Source organism: Apibacter mensalis, assembly GCF_001418685.1.
Taxonomy (GTDB): domain Bacteria; phylum Bacteroidota; class Bacteroidia; order Flavobacteriales; family Weeksellaceae; genus Apibacter; species Apibacter mensalis.
This window is the reverse complement of sequence record NZ_LIVM01000001.1, coordinates 256,104-276,736: the sequence shown is the minus strand read 5'-3', so window position 1 is coordinate 276,736 and position 20,633 is coordinate 256,104. Positions and strand designations below refer to the sequence as shown.

At 29.6% G+C, this 20,633-nt stretch carries 16 protein-coding genes and 4 tRNA genes; 15 read left to right on the top strand and 5 right to left on the bottom strand.

The window, feature by feature from the left end:
• Positions 1-191: 191 nt before the first annotated feature.
• Positions 192-656, top strand: coding sequence for a MarR family winged helix-turn-helix transcriptional regulator (locus ASC36_RS01215; RefSeq protein ID WP_055424654.1), 465 nt, complete (start codon positions 192-194; stop codon positions 654-656).
• 33 nt (positions 657-689) lie between these two features.
• Positions 690-1,325, top strand: a complete 636-nt coding sequence (locus tag ASC36_RS01210; protein ID WP_055424653.1) for an NAD(P)H-dependent oxidoreductase — start codon at positions 690-692, stop codon at positions 1,323-1,325.
• Positions 1,326-1,530: 205 nt separating this feature from the next.
• On the opposite strand, the gene ASC36_RS01205 is transcribed toward ASC36_RS01210, so the two are convergent.
• Positions 1,531-1,614: transfer RNA gene (locus ASC36_RS01205), tRNA-Leu, on the bottom strand.
• 103 nt (positions 1,615-1,717) lie between these two features.
• Between ASC36_RS01205 and ASC36_RS01200 the strand changes: the two genes are divergently transcribed.
• The 4 genes from ASC36_RS01200 (at position 1,718) to ASC36_RS01185 (ending at position 4,388) form a co-directional block, all read left to right on the top strand.
• Positions 1,718-2,146, top strand: coding sequence for a type II 3-dehydroquinate dehydratase (locus ASC36_RS01200; RefSeq protein WP_055424652.1), 429 nt, complete (start codon positions 1,718-1,720; stop codon positions 2,144-2,146).
• Between the two features lie 26 nt (positions 2,147-2,172).
• Positions 2,173-3,189 carry an AI-2E family transporter gene (locus ASC36_RS01195; protein ID WP_055424651.1) on the top strand — a complete coding sequence of 339 codons (1,017 nt, stop codon included), beginning with the start codon at positions 2,173-2,175 and terminating at the stop codon, positions 3,187-3,189.
• A gap of 151 nt (positions 3,190-3,340) precedes the next feature.
• Complete coding sequence (gene msrB / locus ASC36_RS01190) at positions 3,341-3,730, top strand: peptide-methionine (R)-S-oxide reductase MsrB (protein WP_055424650.1); 390 nt, start codon at positions 3,341-3,343, stop codon at positions 3,728-3,730.
• Between the two features lie 34 nt (positions 3,731-3,764).
• Positions 3,765-4,388, top strand: a complete 624-nt coding sequence (locus tag ASC36_RS01185; RefSeq protein WP_055424649.1) for an L-threonylcarbamoyladenylate synthase — start codon at positions 3,765-3,767, stop codon at positions 4,386-4,388.
• A gap of 222 nt (positions 4,389-4,610) precedes the next feature.
• Here the strand turns inward: ASC36_RS01185 and ASC36_RS01180 are convergent, their stop codons facing one another.
• Together ASC36_RS01180 and nhaA are read right to left on the bottom strand one after the other, a co-directional pair.
• Positions 4,611-7,526, bottom strand: a complete 2,916-nt coding sequence (locus ASC36_RS01180) for a M16 family metallopeptidase (RefSeq protein ID WP_055424648.1) — start codon at positions 7,524-7,526, stop codon at positions 4,611-4,613.
• 42 nt (positions 7,527-7,568) lie between these two features.
• Entirely contained in the window at positions 7,569-8,753 is a 1,185-nt protein-coding gene (gene nhaA / locus ASC36_RS01175; protein ID WP_055424647.1) for a Na+/H+ antiporter NhaA, read from the bottom strand.
• A gap of 263 nt (positions 8,754-9,016) precedes the next feature.
• Here nhaA and ASC36_RS01170 point away from each other — a divergent pair, with 263 nt between their 5' ends.
• From ASC36_RS01170 to ASC36_RS01145, 6 genes are all read left to right on the top strand, one after another.
• Positions 9,017-9,778 carry a class I SAM-dependent methyltransferase gene (locus tag ASC36_RS01170; RefSeq protein ID WP_055424646.1) on the top strand — a complete coding sequence of 254 codons (762 nt, stop codon included), beginning with the start codon at positions 9,017-9,019 and terminating at the stop codon, positions 9,776-9,778.
• 186 nt (positions 9,779-9,964) lie between these two features.
• Positions 9,965-11,188, top strand: coding sequence for a bifunctional folylpolyglutamate synthase/dihydrofolate synthase (locus ASC36_RS01165; RefSeq protein WP_055424645.1), 1,224 nt, complete (start codon positions 9,965-9,967; stop codon positions 11,186-11,188).
• Between the two features lie 97 nt (positions 11,189-11,285).
• Positions 11,286-11,360, top strand: a tRNA-Val gene (locus ASC36_RS01160).
• Between the two features lie 48 nt (positions 11,361-11,408).
• Positions 11,409-11,479, top strand: a tRNA-Gln gene (locus ASC36_RS01155).
• 89 nt (positions 11,480-11,568) lie between these two features.
• On the top strand, positions 11,569-11,823 hold the full coding sequence (gene rpsT, locus ASC36_RS01150) for a 30S ribosomal protein S20 (RefSeq protein ID WP_055424644.1): 255 nt from the start codon (positions 11,569-11,571) through the stop codon (positions 11,821-11,823).
• 15 nt (positions 11,824-11,838) lie between these two features.
• Positions 11,839-11,910: transfer RNA gene (locus ASC36_RS01145), tRNA-Glu, on the top strand.
• A gap of 363 nt (positions 11,911-12,273) precedes the next feature.
• On the opposite strand, the gene ASC36_RS01140 is transcribed toward ASC36_RS01145, so the two are convergent.
• The gene (locus tag ASC36_RS01140; protein WP_055424643.1) at positions 12,274-12,624 is read right to left on the bottom strand and encodes a DUF1493 family protein; all 351 of its coding nucleotides are present in this window, start codon (positions 12,622-12,624) and stop codon (positions 12,274-12,276) included.
• Between the two features lie 847 nt (positions 12,625-13,471).
• A complete protein-coding gene (locus tag ASC36_RS01135) occupies positions 13,472-14,077 on the bottom strand; it encodes a 2,3-bisphosphoglycerate-dependent phosphoglycerate mutase (protein ID WP_055424642.1) in 606 nt (201 codons plus the stop codon).
• Between the two features lie 167 nt (positions 14,078-14,244).
• On the opposite strand from ASC36_RS01135, the gene ASC36_RS01130 reads away from it, so the two are divergent.
• The 3 genes from ASC36_RS01130 (at position 14,245) to sucC (ending at position 20,247) form a co-directional block, all read left to right on the top strand.
• Entirely contained in the window at positions 14,245-16,212 is a 1,968-nt protein-coding gene (locus ASC36_RS01130) for a S9 family peptidase (RefSeq protein WP_245630713.1), read from the top strand.
• Between the two features lie 345 nt (positions 16,213-16,557).
• Positions 16,558-18,744 carry a thiol protease/hemagglutinin PrtT gene (locus ASC36_RS01125; RefSeq protein ID WP_055424640.1) on the top strand — a complete coding sequence of 729 codons (2,187 nt, stop codon included), beginning with the start codon at positions 16,558-16,560 and terminating at the stop codon, positions 18,742-18,744.
• 309 nt (positions 18,745-19,053) lie between these two features.
• Positions 19,054-20,247, top strand: a complete 1,194-nt coding sequence (sucC, locus tag ASC36_RS01120; protein WP_055424639.1) for an ADP-forming succinate--CoA ligase subunit beta — start codon at positions 19,054-19,056, stop codon at positions 20,245-20,247.
• Positions 20,248-20,633: the final 386 nt, after the last annotated feature.

Genomic DNA, 20,633 nt, shown 5'->3' with positions numbered 1-20,633 from the left:
TTAATTATATAATGCTTATCAGTAATAGCTTATGATAAATTAGCGCACTTGAAAATTCAAATTTTATAATAGTAGATTTATGTATAATCAAATTCAGATACGAAAAGCCGGTAATATAGTTATTATTAAAACAAACTTAAAAAGTTGCATATTAATTGTATACAATTTAATTTTGTTCAATCTAAATTGGTATGGAAAGTTTACAATTAAAAAATCAATTATGTTTTCCTATATATGCTTTGTCCAGGTTAATAACCACACTTTATAGACCACATTTAGAAAAATTAGGCTTAACCTATCCCCAGTATTTGGTATTATTAGTATTATGGGAAAATGAAGAAATTTGTGTAAGGGATATAGGAGAGTTGTTGTGGTTAGATAGTGGAACCTTAACCCCTCTTTTAAAGAGAATGGAAGAAAATGGATTTATAAAGAGATTTCGTTCCACACAAGATGAAAGACATATGCTAATTCGTCTTTCAGAACAAGGGAATAAAATGAAAGAAAAAGCAAGAATAATTCCGCAGACTCTTAAGACGGAATTGGAAATTGAAGAAGAAGAATTATACGCTCATCAGAAAGAATTTTGTAAGTTGTTATCCATTGTTTCGGCGAAGAGCAAGAATAGAAGTAAGAAAAAAAGAGAATCAAAATAATAATATATATATTTAAAATAAATTAATAATAAAATGGAATTAATTAACTCACTTAAATGGAGGTATGCAACAAAAAAATTCGATGCCACCAAAAAAGTTGAACAATCGTTGGTAGATCAAATCGTTGAAGCAGCATGGTTAGCTCCCACCTCTTCCGGATTACAGCCTTTTAAGATTATAGAAATTACCAATCCGGAATTAAAGCAAAAGCTGGTTTCTATCTCTATGGATCAAAAACAAGTTGAAGATTGTTCACATATTCTAATATTTGCTGCCTGGGATAATTATACAGAAGAACGAATAGATACCATTTATGGGCATATAACGAGAGAACGTAATCAGCCTTCTGATGCTTATCAAAGCTATACGGATCGTATTAAAGGAATTTATCTTAATACAGCTGCTGAAAATAATTTTGAACATGCTGCACGTCAAGCCTATATAGCTTTTGGATTATCGATTGCAGCAGCAGCAGAGCTAAAAGTTGACACGACTCCTATGGAGGGTTTTGACAATCAGGCAGTAGATGAGCTTTTACAATTAAAAGAGCTTGGATTGAAAAGTGTAGTTATGCTCCCTTTAGGTTATAGAGATGAAAAGAATGACTGGTTAGTAAATTATCCGAAAGTTAGACATCCTAAGAAAGATTTTTTACTTAAATTTGATTAGAAGTAAACTAATATTTACATAAATAATTTTAATGATTGATAAGAGGCTTTATTTTAAAGTTCTCTTATTTTTATTTAAGTAATAAAAAAAATACGAGGTTGGGTAGAAAATTAATAATTTATTAAACAAGAAGATTACTTGTAAGATTTACTAATGATACTATAGAATAATAAGTAATTTGTAAATAAAAATACCTATTATATTGTACCCAGGGCGGGAATCGAACCCGCACGATATCGCTACCACTGGATTTTGAGTCCAGCGCGTCTACCAATTCCGCCACCTGGGCATTATTTTTTAGGTGTGCAAATATACTTAAATATTTTTCTTCTTCAAAATTTATGTTTTTTATTTCATTCATTCTTTCTTTCCTATATTCGTAAAAAAAGATTATGAAAATATTAATTATCAATGGTCCTAATTTAAACCTTCTAGGGCAAAGAGAAACACAAATTTACGGTTGTTGTTCATTCGATGTTTATTTTAAGCATTTGCAGAAAAAATTTATAGATGTGGAATTAGAATACTATCAAACTAATCATGAAGGCTCGATTATTGATAAGATTCATGAAAAAGGATTTGAATACGATGGTATTGTGATTAACCCGGGAGCATATACTCACTATTCCTATGCAATATATGATGCATTAAAGTCAGTACTTGCACCGGCAATTGAAGTTCATATTTCCGACATTGAAAAAAGAGAAGAATTTAGAAAAATTTCAGTAATAAAAGACGCTTGTATACACCAAATTAAAGGCAAAGGATTACCCGGTTATGAAGAAGCCATTGAATATTTAATACAAATGAAACAACAATAAAAAGTAATAAGTAATTGATATTTTAAATGAACGAAAAAATAAGTGGAAAAGTCATACATCAGATATTGTTTTTAATAATAATAATATCTCTTTTTATCCTTATTATAAGTCAGTTGGCCATATTTCTTCCAAGCTTTTTAGGAGCAATCACCTTATATGCACTATCCAAAGATTTTTTCTTATATCTAACTGAAAAAAAAGGACTGAAAAAATGGTTGTCAATTATTATAGTCTTTCTACTTACATTATTGATTATTTCGATTCCTATTTATTTTGTCATTGAATTGAGTTATTCTCAGGTGCATACAGCAGTATCTTATTTTAATAAGATAAATAATTCTTTAGTGAAAATTGTAAATGATTTACAAGCCAAATACGCACTTAATATACTAAACAAAGACAATATCATCCAAGCAACAACTTGGGTGGGCAGGGTGGTACCTAAAATAGTAAATTCAACCGTAAATTCAGTGGTAGTTTTTCTCTTTTCATTTGTTCTTTTCTATTTTATGATTATGAATATCAGAAAAATTGAAAGTACATTTATGAAATGGTCTCCTTTGAAAGAGCAAAACACTATAAAGTTAGGTCAAAGATTGAAGAAAATGATCCAATCTAATGCTATAGGTATTCCATTAGTTGCTGTTATTCAGGGTGTTGTGGGGTCTGTTGGCTATGCTATTGTAGGGTTGGACAATTTGTGGTTTTGGTTTGCAGTAACTACTTTTACCTCTATGTTGCCTATTGTAGGTTCTGCATTAGCTTATGTTCCGATTGCTATTCTATTATTTACTTCTGGAGATATTTGGCAATCCGTATTTATAATATTATACGGTATTATAATTATTGGAGTTTCAGATAATATTGTAAGATTCACACTACTTAAGAAACTGGATGATGTTCATCCGTTAATTACTATCTTTGGAGTAATTTTAGGCATGAATATTTTTGGTTTTATCGGGTTAATTTTTGGACCAATATTACTTTCCAGCTTTTTTCTACTTTTAGATGTTTATAATAACGAATTTAGTGATAATCCTTAAAAAATTCACACCTCAGTATTGGAATGAATTTTGTTTTTAAATGAATACAGATCTAAAACTGCTTCAGTGTGCAGTTTTTATAAATTTCGGATTACTGTTGATATCTTGTTTATCAAAAGACAGTTTAGAAGTAACCAAATAAGAAACACATATGAAGGTAATAAAATCAGAAGAAGAATGGAAGAAGCAGCTTTCTCCAGAAGAATATTATATTTTGAGAGAGAAAGGAACCGAAGCTCCCTATAGTGGAAAATTTAATATGCATTTCGAAAAAGGAGTATATACTTGCAAGGCTTGTGGAGCTGTTTTATTTGATAGCTATTCAAAATTTAATTCTCATTGCGGTTGGCCCAGCTTTGATCAAGAAATAGTTAAAGGCAGAATTACCGAAAAATTAGACACTTCTCATGGGATGACCCGCATGGAGATTCTTTGTGCTAATTGTGGCAGTCATTTGGGACATGTTTTCAATGATGGTCCTACAAAAACCGGATTAAGATACTGTGTAAATTCTGCTTCACTGGATTTTGTTGAAGAATAATAAATAGGTTACAGAGAATAAAAGAATTGATATAATGGCTAAAATTGTAAAAATTTACCCCGAAAATCCCTCAGAGAAAGCTATAAATGAAGTGGTAGATGTATTAAAGAAGGATGGAATAATTGTATATCCGACAGATACGGTTTACGGAATGGGTTGTGATATTTTTAATCACAAAGCGATGGAAAAACTTTCGAAAATTAAAAATGTAAAACTTGAAAAGACCCACTTTTCTTTTGTTTGTAACGATTTAAGCAATTTATCTCAATATTCTAAACCTATAAATACTAATTTATTTAAGCTTTTAAAAAGATCACTGCCGGGAGCATTTACTTTTATCCTGAATGCTTCCCATACGTTACCCTCTTATTATAAAAATAAAAAAACAGTAGGAATAAGAATTCCGGATCATATCATTCCCAGAATCATTGTAGAAAGATTAGGTAATCCCATAGCTTCAACATCTACCCATGACGATGATGAGATATTGGAATATATTACTGATCCTGAGTTAATTGCTGAAAAATATGGTAAATTAGTAGATTTAGTAATTGATAGTGGTGCTGGAGGCTATACTCCCTCTACAGTAGTAGATTTAACATCAGGGAGTGCAAAAATACTACGTCAGGGACAGGGTGATTTAGATCTATATATCTAAATATGTAATCTCATGTTAAGTTTAGTTTTACCAATAATTTACTTTTCTATATCTATAATTTGTCTCATACTATTAAAGCTCCTTATTTTAAATTATATATAAAACTCTACATTATAAAAAAGTAAAAAGAACCAAATAATTTTATTCAGTTCTTTTTATAAAACTTTGAAAATATTCTTTTAAAAGAAGCTTGAATTTAGAATTTCATTTTTTATTGATTTATTAATAATTAAATAATTCATCAATAGATAGTTCGTGAACTTTCCCCAACTTACTAACAGAGTTCCAATTGAGATTTTCCTTTTTTCCAATTAAAGAAACATTATAGGTTTTTCCCTTAATTTCACGGTTAAAAAAATCTTTAAGATCCTTAAGTTTTAAAGTTTGTATTTGAGAATACATATCTTTTCTTAAATCATAATTAATCCCTCTTTTTTTAGCGAATAGATAAGACCAATAAATATTAGATTTAGTGATTCTGTCTGAAGCAATTTGCTTTAAAGCACTTTTTTTAGCATTGTCAAATTGCTTATTAACTTCAGGCATATTGTTCATTAAATATTTCATTGCGTCTACTGCTTGGGGTAGCTTATTGGCCTGAGTTCCAATATAGGAAGAAATATAATCGTATTTGTCCTTATCTGAGGACACGATATAACTAGCATAAGCTGAATACGCTAGGGATTTGCTTTCACGAATTTCTTGAAAAACAATAGAAGATAAACCTCTTCCGAAATATTCGCCAAATACTTTTGCGTAAGGTATTTTAGCAATGTCAAATTTAGCTCCTCTTGATTGGAAAAGTATTTCAGCCTGTACCATGTCATAAGGAGCAAAAAACAAACTGCCGTCGGATTCAAGTTCTTTATAAGTAACAGGGAAGGTATATTCCTTACCACTACCGAAATTATGATATTTCTGAATAGCTTTTTTAATGACTGATTCATTCGGTCCATAGTAAAAAATTTCATGTTTGTAATCGAATAGACTTTTACTTATCTTAACTAAATCAGCAGGTTTTTTGTTTAATAAATCAGCTTCAGAAATATTGTTTCTTAATCTATTATTTTCTCCGTAACGAGCATACAATGCTAAGGCATTTAGAATCGACTGTTTATTTAATTTTGAATTTTTTCTTGCTTTTTGAATAGTTTGTACATATTTTTGGTAAGTCTCTGAATCGGGTTTAGCATTTTGTAATAAATGCTCAAATAATTCAATCCCTTTTGGAATATTTTTTTCTAATCCTTGTAGACTAAGAAATATTCGTTCATTTTGAACTTGGATGTTATAAGTAATGCCTATTTTATAAAACTCTTTTTCAAGATCGGATTTAGCATATTTATCTGTACCTAAAAGAGAAAGATAATTTAACGCTAGATCCAACTCCTTATTGTTGTCTGATCCGAAATCAAATATATAATATACCTCCCCTAATTCATTATTTATATTTTTAATATAAGAAAGAGGAGTGTTTTTTACATGATCAAATGTAATTAATTTTTGATAATCTATAAATTGGGGTTGAATCTCTTTTTCAGGAAGTTGAGAGAATTTTTTATAAAAATCTGACAGTACTGTTCGGTTTAAAGTTATAGGGGTTATTTCCGGATTTTCAACTCTTACTAGTTTGTCATTAATTCCTTTTTCTTTATAAATCACAACATAATTGTCCTTATAAAATTCCTGGGCAAATTTTACAATACTTTCTTTATTCATTTTATCCAGCTCATTAAATTCATCTAAAATCTGTTGCCAAGATAAATTTTGGATAAAAGCATTATACATTTGAGTTGCTACCCCATTGGCTGTGTCCCAGCTGCTAATGCGTTGAGTTTTTAAATCATTGATAATAGCTTTAATCAACCAATCATCAAATTTCCCATTTTTAATGATCTCCAGTTGATCTAATAAAAGTTTTTGTACTTGTTCCAGCGATTGGCCTTCTCTCGGAGCTCCATATAAGGAATGAAGTCCATAATCTTTAAAAAAAGAAGTGTAAGAACCTGCACCTTGAGCTAATTGCTTTTGATTAATATTTATATCAATTAAACCTGCACCGGAATTGCTTAAAATCATATTAATCATTTTAACATAAAGAGCTTCTTTACTTCCCGCTCCATTACATCTGAAAGCTAATTGGATTCTTTCCGAAGAAGGACTTTTTACCACTCTTTTTACTACAGATGTTAACGGTTGTTCTGTAGGTTTTTTCAATACGGGCAATTCTTTATATTGGAAGCTTCCGAAATACTTATCTACCAGTTGTATGGTTTCATCAAAATTTAAGTCACCTACCAGTACGATTGCCATATTATTAGGTACGTAATAAGTTTCATAATATTCATGAATTGCTTTCATGGAAGGGTTTTTTAAATGCTCGGATGTTCCAATAGTAGTTTGTTGTCCATAAGGATGGGTGGGAAACAAAGCGTCCATCATTTCGTAATTTACCAAACGCATATCGTTATCTTGGGCGCGATTAAATTCTTCATAAACAGCTTCCAATTCTGTATGAAAAAGACGTAAAACTAATTCAGAAAATCGTTCTTTTTCAACAAATAACCATCTTTCTAATTCGTTGGAAGGAATATTGTTTTTATAGACTGTTTCATCAAGCCAAGTGTGAGCATTGGTTCCGGTAGCGCCCAATTCAGAAATTAATTTGTCGTATTCGTTAGCGATCGCATATTTAGATGCTTCTTGAGATACTTCATCTATTTTTTTATAAATTTCTTTTTTCTTTTTTGGATTTTTTTCAGCTTTATGTTGTTCATATAAGTCTGAAATACGATTTAATAATACGGATTCTTTATTCCAATCAGAGGTTCCGATCTTACTGGTTCCCTTAAACATCATATGTTCCAAATAATGGGCAAGTCCGGTATTTTCAGACGGGTCATTAGCAGATCCGGTACGTACCGGAATATAAGTTTGAATTCTTGGTTCATCGTTGTTTCGGGATAAATAAACTTTGAAACCATTTTTAAGTGTATAAATTCTTGAGTTAGAAGGGTCATTCGTTACCATTTCATAAGTATAACCCTTTGAATCTGTTATTGTTTTAATTTTATAAATTTGTGCTTTCGTGGTCATTATAAAAAATGTTAATACAAGTAATAAAATTATTTTTTTCATATTAATTTTAGGTTTAATATTGTGAAAATACAAAGATTTTAATTAAAATTTCTTTTTTCGGCATATAAAATATAAGTACAAATATCCTATTAAACCCGAGCATAGTGAGGAAAATAAGATCATAATTTTAGCATGAGTAATATAGTCAGTTTGTATAACCGGATTAAAAGCCAGTAAAGTAATAAAAATAGACATAGTAAATCCAATTCCACCTAAAAAACCTATTCCTATAATTTGTTTCCAATTCGTTTCACATGGGAGCTTACATAATTTTAAAGCACAAGCAAGATAAGTGAATAAAATAATACCTAAAGGTTTTCCAAAGACTAAGCCAAAAAATATTCCAAGGCAGTAAGATTGTGAAAAATACTCTTGGAAATTTAATTCAATAGATAGAGCTGTATTGGCTAATGCGAAAAGGGGTAGAATTATAAAGTTTACAGGTAGTTGGAGTATGGAAAATAATTTCATGGCATTACTATGTGTATTACCATCTCCAAAAGGTAGGGTAAATGCAAGTAACATACCTGCAAGGGTAGCATGTACGCCTGAATTAAGCAAACCATACCAAATTACTATACCACCTATTATGTATAAATATAAATATTTTATTTTTAGCTTTTTAAAAAGTAGTAGTACCATCCATGTGATTAGAGCTAAAGATAAATAGTACCATGAAAGTTTTTTAGTATAAAAGATTACTATAACTAAAATCGCACCTAAATCATCCATTACAGCTAAAGCTGTAAGAAATATACGAAGAGATAAATTAATTTTTTTTCCTAATAAACTTAAGACACCCAATGCAAATGCTATATCGGTGGCCATAGGTATTCCGGCCCCTGAAATGGTATCTTTTCCAGAATTTAAATAAGCATATACTCCAGCAGGAACAATCATTCCTCCTAAAGCTCCTATTATAGGTAGGAGAGCATGTGATAAGTTGGAAAGTTTTCCAATACGAACCTCATAGATCAGTTCTAATCCCACCATTAGAAAAAATATGCTCATTAAACCATCATTTATAAACTCTGATAAGGTTAAAGAAATTCCTGGTAAATTAAATATATTTAAGGTTCCAGCTCTTAAAAAAAACGGTGTTTCCCAAAAATTGTGATAGAGAATATGGAAAGATGAGTTTGCTAATGAAAGAGATAGGATTGTACATAAAATAAGTAGAATCCCCACGGATTTTTCGTTTTCAATAAAATTTTTTAATAACTTCATTACAGGGCTTTTATCATTTTCTTAAGCTATCGGATGTAAATAAAAATGGTACTGCGCACAGTTAAATATAATATTCAAATTTATATTTACCAAACCTTTAAAATATATAATAAAAATTTTTTCAATATAAACAATAAAAAAAGAGAATAGAGTGAAATAATTATTCTTTTATTACACTCTTAGCCCAATTTAGTTAGAAACATAATGGTATGAGTATTTTAATTACATTTGCACCATATCAGTATAATAAAAGTACAATATAAATGCAATCAGTTTTAAGAACTTTATTCGGCTATTTAGCCAGGCCACAGTTATATCCGGAATTAATAAGGAAAATCTATAAAAATATTTTTGATAGGGGGAGTGCTGTACAAGGAAAAAAGGAATCCGAAATTTGGTGTGCAGAGAGAGCAATAAGTCAGCAAGATGCAATTTACCGGATTACTGAAAATGAATACTCATTATATAAAGATTTTCCTGAGCAAATGAAAAAGTCAAAAAAAATTGAGATAGAATGCCCCGTTAAAATGGGAGGACCCGGAGCATTAGATCTTATCTATGCATTATGTGAATATACTCAGGCCAAAAATGTCATAGAAACCGGGGTGGCTTACGGTTGGAGTTCTCTCGCCGCTTTATTGTCTTTGCAGAAAAGGGAAGGGAAATTATACAGCTCTGATATGCCTTATTTGGACAGAAATAATGATAAATTTGTTGGATGTGTAGTCCCTGAAAGGCTTAAAAAATATTGGAATTTGTTTAGACAAGCAGACAAGGAATCCTTACCCAAAATATTTAAAGAACAACGTACCTTTGAGATAGCTCATTACGATAGTGATAAAAGTTATAAAGGAAGAATGTGGGCTTATCCTTTACTATGGGAAAGGATTGAAAAAAACGGTTTTTTTATCAGTGATGATATTGGAGATAATTCTGCTTTTATGGATTGGGTTAATCAAAACAATTTGCAAACAGTTATTGTTGAATTTGAAGGAAAGTATATAGGTGTTGTGAAAAAGTTATAATATATTGATTTCAAAAATATTCTATTTTAAAGAAGTAAAAGTTTAAAATATCTGTCGAACTCAGGAGTGATAAAAATGTTTTTTTTCATTTAACCTTTTTTAGGTATGTAGCAGTAATTTAAAATTTTACTAAATATTTTTAAAATTATTGTAATTTTAATACCATAAAATACATTATATATTGTCATGCAGACATACGAAGAAATTTTAGATTGGTTATATACTCAGGTATCAAATTATCAAAACGTCGGGAAATCTGCATATAAGCCCGGATTTGAAAATATATTAAAGTTATGTAAAATTTTAGAAGATCCTCAAACAAAATTTAAATCCATACATATCGCAGGAACTAATGGAAAAGGAAGTGTCTCTAATATGACAGCATCTATCTTAAAAAAAGCCGGTTATAAGGTGGGTTTATTTACTTCCCCTCATCTAAAAAATTTCACTGAACGAATAAGAGTAGACGGAAAAGAATGTCCGGCTGAGTTTGTATACAATTTTTTAATTAATATTAGAAATTATTTCACTAAAGATTTCAATCCATCTTTTTTTGAATTAACTACAGCTATGTCTTTTAGCTATTTTGCTAAAGAAAAAGTTGATATAGCCGTTATTGAGGCAGGAATAGGAGGAAGATTAGATTCTACCAACATCATTACCCCCGAAGTGTGCGCAATTACCAGCATTTCCATGGATCATGTAGATTTATTAGGTGACACTATTGAAAAAATAACCATGGAAAAAGCAGGAATTATTAAATCCGGAATTCCTTTAGTTATTGGTGAAGAAAAGGAAGAGGTTAAAAATTTACTAATTCATATTGCTCAAGAACGAAATTCAGAATATGTAGATGCGACAAAAAATAAGATAGAATACTCATCCGACCTTAAAGGTATATATCAAGAAAAAAATAAAAATACGGTAGTAAGTATCATAAATGTTTTAAAAAATAAAGGATTTGCAGTATCAGTTAATCAGATTAAGGATGGATTATTACGTGTAAAAGATACTATGAACTTTAGAGGAAGGTGGGAAATTTTGCAAAAAAAGAATCCTATGATTGTTTGCGATACAGCCCACAATGAAGATGGATTTAAACAATTAGTAGAACAATTTAAACTTTTACAATATAAAAAACTTCGAATTGTAATAGGCTTTGTAAAGGGGAAAGATTTAGATAAAATATTTTCATTATTACCGGTTAATGCCATTTATTATTTCGTAAAACCGGCTATACAAAGAGGTATACATCCTAACGAATATTCAGAAAAGATCAATAGGTATTTTAAAACTTATCAAAAATTCGATAGTGTGAAAGAAGGGGTTGAAGCAGCAAAAACCCATTCTGGAAAAGAAGATTTGATATTTATAGGAGGAAGTAATTTTGTTGTGTCAGAAATTTTTTAAAAAAAAATTTGCAAGTATAAAAAATGAGCGTATATTTGCAATCCAATTAGGGAACAAAGTAATTAAAGGAAAGCTCTTAAATATCTTTGTTTAAAAGGGGCGATTAGCTCAGCTGGTTCAGAGCACCTGCCTTACAAGCAGGGGGTCGCAGGTTCGAATCCTGCATCGCCCACAGCAAGAAAGGCCTTGATTTTTTCAGTTAAGGTTTTTTTGTTGGTACAGACCCATGGTGTAACGGTAGCACACCGGTTTTTGGTACCGTTTGTCGGGGTTCGAATCCCTGTGGGTCTACAATAAATTAAATGAAAAAGTAAATTTGTAGGTTTGTGAAAAATAATTACATTTGCACCGCAAATAGATAATGAAAAGGAAGAATTAAAATGGCAAATCATAAGTCAGCAATAAAAAGAATAAGACAGAATCACGTAAGGAGATTACGTAATAAGTATTATCATAAATCAGCTCGTACAGCTATTAAAGAATTAAGAGCTGAAACGGATAAAACTGTGGCGGTAGGTAAATTACCGACTGTTTTTTCTCAGATTGATAAGTTAGCAAAAAGAAATATTATTCATAAGAATAAAGCGTCTAACTTGAAATCTAAATTAAATAAGCACGTTAACGCATTAGCGTAAATAAAAATAATAGTAGGCCCGTTCGTCTATCGGTTAGGACTTCAGATTTTCATTCTGGCAAGAGGGGTTCGACTCCCCTACGGGCTACAATTGCAAAGGTTTAAATTATTCAAAAATAATTTAAACCTTTTTCCTATTTAAAATATATGTATTATGTAGGTAAAGAGATTAAAAAAAATATTTATAGACTTAGTTTTAAGTTTCTATCAATTTATAAAATTAATGAAAACTTATTTAATACACTATTTTAATAGCTTATTAGAATTTTTAATATTATTTAGGTCTTGTATCTCACCTTTATTTTAAGTATCTTTAGTTTATTTTGATACAAGTGTTTTTAACTTCTAATATGAAATATACTTCCGATAAAATTTTAACAAAATTTAAATTTATCACGTATAAAAATAAGTGGTAATCTCATTTATTTTTTGTTTTAAAGACACATATAGGCTATAATAAAATTCCCCTTTTTATTGCTACTTCTAGCTCCTCAATACTGAGATCTTTTAATTCTTTTTCGTAAATCGATTTTAGAAGAAAAATATTTATGGTTTTAATACATATACTTCTAACTGCATCTAATGCAGAATATGTTTCCGGATAAAATCTTTCATTAAAATTAAATTCACTACTTATAGTTACATTAAATTCTTTAGTAAAATGCTTTAAAAAATCATCTACATCGTAACCAACTAATCCAAAATCTTGGTATAATTTCATATCGGATCTGAATTGTATTTTATTTTCCCATTTGGATAATAATACTTTTTCTAAAAATAATTGTAATTTATGATCAACCATATTTATTAAATTTAAGATACCTGTAATTTTAATTATTTTACCTACAAAGGTATATTTGTCATTATAATTTTTTTAAATAATTTTTAATTCATAATCATACAATACAATTAAACATATAATAATAGTTGTTTTATTATAAAATTACCATCCAATCATAGTTATTTAATGACAATCGCTACAAATAAATACTATTAAATGCAGTACGTACAAATTTTATAATATGATAAAAAGGTGAGTTGAATTGTTATAAGATAGGATTTTCGTTTGTTAATAGGCTATAGCAATTGATGTATACTTTGATAGACTTGTTTAAAAATAGGTAATCTATCGTAGTATACTTAGGTTTTGTTTATTCGATAAATATATAAAAAGATGTATTAACATGCAAATATATGTTAAATAAAAATATATTTAGATTAAATAAAAATTTTATAATATAAAAAATAGAGTATATAGAATATTGCTTTATAATTATATAAGGCTAATCCGTTACTTAATATAGATAGCAAATGGATGCTTATCATAGTTATTTTAATCACTGAATGCATTAACGCATTAAAGGTTTTAATAATAAAATAAATGTTTTTAATGGCAGGTTGTTTTCATACGATTTTGAATATATGGTTGGTAAACAAGTAATTATAAAATAAACTTTATAAATATTAGCACTTATAAAATCAAAGTCCTGTTTTTTTACTAAAAAAACAGGACCATATGTTTAGTTAAATATTTGAGAAAAGTTATTTATATGAAATAACTTACTATGAAAAGAACAACTATTAATATTTTTATTTTAAGTTAGCTTAAAAAATATAATTTTGTTAATTTCATAAGAACTCTACGAATATTAAAGATTTTTAACCTTTAAAACATGTAAATTGGAATCTAATTCATATAGTCTAGGTACTCCTGTAGCTATTTCAAATTTAATAATTTCTTCAGGCGACATTTTTTCTAAAAACATGACTAATGCACGTAAACTATTTCCATGCGCGGCTATAATTATGTTTTTACCATCTTTAATTTTAGGCACTATCTCACTTTCAAAATAAGGAATTACTCTGTCAGCGGTATCTTTAAGACTTTCGCCATTAGGCGGAGCAACATCATAACTTCTTCTCCAAATATGAACTTGCTCATCTCCAAATTTCTTAGCAGTTTCTGCTTTGTTTAATCCCTGCAAATCTCCATACATCCTTTCATTTAATGCTCTATCAAATTTTGTTGGGATATTGTTAATTTCAGCTTCATCTAAAGCAATTTGTAAAGTTTCTTGGGCTCTTTTAAGTGCCGATGAGTAAGCGTAATCAAAATGTAAGCCTTTAAGTTGATCACCGGCTTTTTTAGCCTCTTCTTTGCCCTTATCGGATAACTCTACATCCACCCAGCCGGTAAATTTATTTTCCAGATTCCAAACGCTCTGACCATGTCTCATTAATACTAAAATTGCCATGATTACTAAATATTTATATTATCTTTATTATCTTGAAATAATTGTGCCAATATAAAAATAAGGAACTATTATTTTAATAATAATTTTGAATAAAGTTTGATTTGAATGAAATAAGTGTATAAGAAAATGTTAAATTTGAAATCAATTCTAAAAATAGGAAAGAATTAATGATGAGAAAAAGTAATTTACTCGTATCAATTCTAATTGGGATTTTTACTATGGCACAACAGCAAAATTTGACTCCGGAATTACTTTGGAGTTTGGGCAGGGTATCAATAGATGCTGTAAATGATAACGGAGACATTATTTACGGAGTTCAGCAATATAATGTTGAAGAAAATAACAGTACGAGAAATTTATATCTGCTGAGCCTAAATGGACAAGTTAATAGACTTACTCAAAGTAAGGATAAGGAAAGAGCATTATCTTTTCAATCCAATGATGTATTTGTATATTCGGTGGGAAAAGATATCTATTCTTATAATTTAAAATCTAAGAAAACAGAAAAAATAAATAAGGAAAATGAAATTCTATCAGGATTACTGTATTCCAATAATTACAATTATTTTGTAATATCGAAACCTGTAAAATTAGAAAAAGTTTTAGGCACAGATTTGTATCCAAAATTGGATAAGTCTGAAGTAAAAGTTTATGATCATTTAATGTATAGACATTGGGATACCTGGAAAGACGGGAACTTTCAACATATATTTATCGGAAATTCAGACGGAACTTTAGTAGATATAAATGATGAGAAATATAATTCGGAGGCATATTCATTCTCTCCGGATAGCAAGCTTCTAGTCTATCAATCCAAGAAGCTTTTTGGAACTCAAGATGCCGTTTCGACCAATACTGACATATATCTTTACGATTTATTTTCGCAACAAACACAAAATATAACCGCAGAAAATAAAGGATATGATACTAATCCTAAGTTCAGTCCTAAAGGAGGAATGTTAGCATGGTTATCAATGAAAACGGATGGATATGAATCAGATAAGAATGATATAAAAATTTATGATTTTAAGACTCAAAAAACCATGAATTTGACTTCAGATTGGGATAATACAGTCATAGATTATGTGTGGAGTAAAGAAGGAAAGAAAATTTATTTTTTGGCTGGCATTAATGCAACTAAACAATTCTTTGAGCTGGATATAAATACAAAAAAAATCAGGCAAATAACCAAAGGCCGACATGATTATGTAGGAATTAATTTAGCAGGAGATTTTTTAATTGGAGAACGTCAAGATATGAATCATGCTTCAGAAATTTATAAGGTAGCGATTAAAACCGGAAAAGAAACTAAGTTAACTACCGTAAATGATGAAATATATCATAAAATAAAAAGTTGTAAAGTTGAAGAAAGATGGATTGATACCACCGATGGAAAAAAAATGTTGGTTTGGGTAATATTTCCTCCCGATTTCGATAAAAATAAAAAATATCCGACTTTATTGTATTGCCAAGGAGGACCTCAAAGTACCGTATCTCAATTTTACAGCTTCCGTTGGAATTTCCAGCTAATGGCTTCTAATGGATATATTGTGGTAGCCCCCAATCGGAGAGGATTGCCTTCTTTTGGTGTAAAATGGAATGAAGAAATTTCAGGTGATTGGGGTGGACAACCTATGAAAGATTATTTGTCTGCTATAGATGAGGTTTCAAAAGAGCCTTATGTGGACAAAAATCGATTAGGTGCAGTAGGGGCAAGTTATGGTGGATATTCTGTATATTACCTAGCGGGTATACATCATAAAAGATTTAAAACTTTCATTTCACATTGTGGTGTTTTTGACCTGGAATCCATGTATGGGTCAACGGAAGAAATTTTCTTTCCTAATTATGATATTGGTGGAGCTTATTGGGAAAATCCTCAACCTAAAGCATACCAAGAATTCAATCCCATAAAACTAATTGCTAATTGGGATACACCCATATTGATTATTCATGGAGGCAGAGATTATCGAGTTCCTTACACACAGGGGTTGGAAGCTTTTCAAGCCGCACAATTAAAAGGGATAAAAAGTCGGCTTTTATATTTCCCGGAAGAGAGTCATTGGGTGCAGCAACCTCAAAATGGAATCATCTGGCAAAAAGAATTTTTTAAATGGTTAAAAGAAACACTTTAAATTCTATATTTTAATGATTAATACGTATTAACATTTTTACACAAATATATCTATATCAAAAATTAAAATATAATATAAATGGTCTAAAAAAAGGTTGAAGTAATCCCTTCAATCTTTTTTTATGTGTAATAATTAAATTTTCTTGTTTAAAATAGGTTTAAACATGGACAATTAGTGGAATATGACAATAATGTTATAACTTATGTAATTGGTTGCAGAAAATTTTAAAAATTTGAATATGGAAAATATATTATATTGATGATTAATTTGATAAAATCAATTTTCGATAAATATAAATTATTTTTTTTTTATTACATTTAAGCGTATTTTTTAAACAAATAATTTATGAAAAAAATTACTCTTTTTTTGCTATTTATATTTACTTATTTACAATTATGGTCTAAACAAGTAGAGCAAGATGAAGCAAAGCGTGTTGCTGAAAATTTTATAAATAACAATATTTCTGACCTCCAACAAAGAAATATTAGTTTTCAATTAAATTTAGTTTACACCGCCAAAAATGAAGAAAATAAATCCAAGAAAAACCATTCTCAGAATTATTACTATGTATATAATATTGGAAATAAACAGGGGTTTATAATTATTTCAGCAGATGATATTAATTATCCTATAATAGGATATTCTACATCCGGTTATTACGATATTAATAATATTCCTGAGAATTTTCGATTGTGGATGAGAACCATAGAATTGGGTATGCAAGAAGCTTTTAAGAATTCAAGTCAACCAACAGAAGAAATTAGACAAGAGTGGGAGGTTTATAGAAATTCTGATATAAATATAAATAAAAACACAAAGTTTTCTGAATTACAGCCTTTAATTAAAACTAAATGGAACCAAATGGCACCTTATAACAGCCAAATTCCCTATGATGTTGTTACTGGTTGTGTAGCTACTGCTACCGCTCAAATTATGAAATTTCATCAATACCCAAAATCCGGAATGGGAAAAATCCCTGCTTATGAAACGATAGATCCCAATAACAATGTACAATATAATATTCCGGAAATAGATTTACAACAATATGAGTATGATTGGTCTAATATGTTGAATGAGTATATAAATTCACCTACTCCAGCTTATACAAAAGAACAAGGAAAGGCTGTAGGGCTCTTGATGTATCATATAGGAGCAAGTGTCAAAATGAAATACGGGATAAAAGAAAGTGTAGTCTCAAGTAGGGATGCACTGAAATCTTTATATACTTATTATGATTATGATAAAGGTATTGATTATATTGTAAGAGGTAAGTATTATAATTCCTTAAATGAGATACTTATAAGTGATGAAGAATGGGGGGATATCATAATAAAAGAATTAAATGAGGGTAGACCTATTTACTATTCAGGAAGTACTGAAAAGAAAGAAGGGCATGCATTTATTTGTGATGGATACGACTCAAACGGACTATTACATTTTAATTTCGGATGGGGAGGATATCAAGATGGGTATTACAATTCAAATGCTCCATTAGAGTATAAATATGGTCAAAGTATAGGTATAAATATAAAACCTAATAATGGAGGAAAAAAAGTTAATAGATATTTTATAAATGAGTTAACGATTCCTAAAAATAGAGTATATAAAGAAGAGTGCTTTAATGAAATACATAAATTATATAACATAGGGATTGAAGATGATATTGACTCAAAAAACTTATATATGGCATTATATGATTTGAACGAAAATATCATTGCAATATTCAATGCCGGAAGTCACCCTAGAAATTTCAATACTAACAATTATAAGATAGATAGTAATATTCCGGCAGGAAAATACCGATTAAAGGTAGTTGAAAAAAAGGACAATACATACGTTGCAATCAAAACAGCTAAAGCCGTAGAGGGAAATAATATTATCGAAGTTATAGATGGTATAAAATCTCATAATCTTTTCTTAAGAGATGAACTAGCACTTCAAGCCAATTTGATACAAGCCGGTCCAAAAGATGATCTTAAAGTTAAGTTTTCAGTTGGAAATACACGATGTAAACCTTTTACTGGTATGCTCGCACTGGCTTTAACTAATGAAAAAGATGAATTGAAATACATTCTTAATAAAAGCTCAATAAGTAATTTACAAGAGGGTTATTTTTATCCATCGTATTTAATTTCAGGTATGATACCGGATGATATTTTAAATGGAGAATATCGAATCAGGATTTTTGCACGTGAAAATGATAATCAAGAATGGCAATTTTTGGAAGGAGCAACCATAAATTATCTTCCTTTAACTATAATAAATGGAAAACTGGGAACAGAAGATATAAAAAATGAAAATAATGAATTTGTAATTTATCCTAACCCGGTTAAAAATACTTTATACATCAAGTTAAACTCAGAAGAAAAAATTAAATCAACATCGATTTATGATTTCTCAGGTAAAAAAGTACTAGAAGGAAATTTAGATTCATCGTATGGGATAAATGTAAGTCAATTAAGCCCTGGAGCATATATTATAAAAATTCTAACTTCAAAAGAAGTTAAAAAATATAAGTTTATTAAAAAATAGAGTACATATTTTATTAGTGTAAAAAAGCGTTTCCTTTGAATTATTCGGGAAATGCTTTTTATTTCATTCCTTATGCTGAGTAGGTATAAAAAATTAATCAATAAAAAATTTAGAAACCCTACTAAGTAAAAGTAATTCTAATTATATTTTTAGAAAGTTGATAACTTAATTATTCAAACTGATTGAAACAAATGTATAATCTTGACCCACTATTTATTTAAATATCACAATTAAAAAATAAGTATATTTGTCATTATTGCAATTAAAGAATTAAAGTAGATTAATACAAGTCGAAAGAAAAATTAAGCCATGAATTTACACGAATATCAAGGAAAAGAAATACTTTCATCATTTGGAGTAAGAGTTCAAAGGGGAATAGTTGCTACCACACCGGAACAAGCAGTAGAAGCCGCTAAAGAGATGAATGATAAAACGGGTACCAATTGGTGGGTAGTAAAGGCACAGATTCATGCAGGAGGAAGGGGAAAAGGGGGAGGTGTTAAATTGGCAAAAACCTTAGACGAAGTTAAAGAAAAGGCATCTGAAATCATAGGAATGAATCTAATTACTCCACAGACTTCTCAAAAAGGTAAAAAAGTTCATCAGGTGTTTATAGCGGAAGATATGTATTATCCCGGAGAGGCTGAAATTGAAGAATTTTATATATCTATGCTATTAGACAGAGTAAAAGGGAAAAATGTAATTATATATTCTACAGAAGGTGGGATGGATATAGAAACGGTAGCAGAAAAAACTCCTTCGCTCATCTTTAGCGAAGAAATAGATCCTTCAGCGGGTTTACAAAATTTTCAAGCAAGAAAAATTGCTTTTAATTTGGGGTTATCGGGAGAGTCATTTAAGAATATGGTTAAGTTTGTATCTGCATTATATAATGCATATATAAAAAGTGATGCAACTTTATTTGAAATAAATCCCGTATTGAAAACATCAGATAATCAAATCGCGGCGGTAGATGCAAAAGTTACCATAGATAATAATTCCCTTTTCAGGCATCCGGATTATGTAAAGCTCAGAGACATAAGAGAGGAAGACCCTATTGAAGTACAAGCAGGAGAGGCAGGATTAAATTTTGTAAAATTAGAAGGTAATGTAGGTTGTATGGTAAACGGTGCAGGATTAGCCATGGCAACGATGGATATAATTAAACTTTCAGGAGGAGATCCTGCAAATTTTTTAGATGTTGGAGGAACTGCTGATGCGGAAAGAGTAGAAAAAGCATTTAGAATAATTTTGGCAGATGATCGAGTACAAGCAATTCTTGTAAATATATTTGGAGGTATTGTTCGTTGCGATCGAGTTGCTCAGGGCATTTTAGATGCCTATAAGAATATGAGAGATTTTATAAAAGTACCCATAATTGTTAGACTACAAGGAACCAATGCAGAGGTAGCTAAAAAGATGATTGATGAAAGCGGATTAAAAGTGATATCAGCTATTACATTAGAAGATGCCGCAAGAGAGGTTACTAAAGCCTTATCATAATAAAACAAAAAGGCTATTATTTATATAGCCTTTCTTTATTATTGTAAAAAAACATTACGATAAAAGGATAGGTTAATCATTGGAAACCAGGAGATAGTTTTTTTAACATAAAAGATTCCCGGATAAGTAAACAGGTAGATTAAAACAAAATTTTTATCTGGTATTGAATTATTAATTACAGGAATACGTGTTTTAACAGTCATATCAAAGTTTCAATCAAATTATGTTTTCCAATCCTGAAGTGAAAATATAATATACTGTAGCAAATTAATCCAGCAATGGTACTGTCAATGATTCATTTTAAGTTTGAAATGTTGAAATGATAAGTTTTTCGAGATGTGTCCTGAAGTTAAAGAAAAGGTGATACAATCTAAAATAGTGACTTT

Bases quoted from the DNA above. Each gene is read 5' to 3' on its own strand.
- ASC36_RS01180 (WP_055424648.1), bottom strand. From the start codon at position 7,526: ATGAAAAAAATAATTTTATTACTTGTATTAACATTTTTTATAATGACC.
- ASC36_RS01215 (WP_055424654.1), top strand. From the start codon at position 192: ATGGAAAGTTTACAATTAAAAAATCAATTATGTTTTCCTATATATGCT.
- ASC36_RS01140 (WP_055424643.1), bottom strand. From the start codon at position 12,624: ATGGTTGATCATAAATTACAATTATTTTTAGAAAAAGTATTATTATCC.
- sucC (WP_055424639.1), top strand. From the start codon at position 19,054: ATGAATTTACACGAATATCAAGGAAAAGAAATACTTTCATCATTTGGA.
- ASC36_RS01195 (WP_055424651.1), top strand. From the start codon at position 2,173: ATGAACGAAAAAATAAGTGGAAAAGTCATACATCAGATATTGTTTTTA.
- ASC36_RS01130 (WP_245630713.1), top strand. From the start codon at position 14,245: ATGATGAGAAAAAGTAATTTACTCGTATCAATTCTAATTGGGATTTTT.
- rpsT (WP_055424644.1), top strand. From the start codon at position 11,569: ATGGCAAATCATAAGTCAGCAATAAAAAGAATAAGACAGAATCACGTA.
- ASC36_RS01170 (WP_055424646.1), top strand. From the start codon at position 9,017: ATGCAATCAGTTTTAAGAACTTTATTCGGCTATTTAGCCAGGCCACAG.
- ASC36_RS01210 (WP_055424653.1), top strand. From the start codon at position 690: ATGGAATTAATTAACTCACTTAAATGGAGGTATGCAACAAAAAAATTC.
- ASC36_RS01125 (WP_055424640.1), top strand. From the start codon at position 16,558: ATGAAAAAAATTACTCTTTTTTTGCTATTTATATTTACTTATTTACAA.
- ASC36_RS01165 (WP_055424645.1), top strand. From the start codon at position 9,965: ATGCAGACATACGAAGAAATTTTAGATTGGTTATATACTCAGGTATCA.
- msrB (WP_055424650.1), top strand. From the start codon at position 3,341: ATGAAGGTAATAAAATCAGAAGAAGAATGGAAGAAGCAGCTTTCTCCA.
- ASC36_RS01200 (WP_055424652.1), top strand. From the start codon at position 1,718: ATGAAAATATTAATTATCAATGGTCCTAATTTAAACCTTCTAGGGCAA.
- nhaA (WP_055424647.1), bottom strand. From the start codon at position 8,753: ATGAAGTTATTAAAAAATTTTATTGAAAACGAAAAATCCGTGGGGATT.
- ASC36_RS01135 (WP_055424642.1), bottom strand. From the start codon at position 14,077: ATGGCAATTTTAGTATTAATGAGACATGGTCAGAGCGTTTGGAATCTG.
- ASC36_RS01185 (WP_055424649.1), top strand. From the start codon at position 3,765: ATGGCTAAAATTGTAAAAATTTACCCCGAAAATCCCTCAGAGAAAGCT.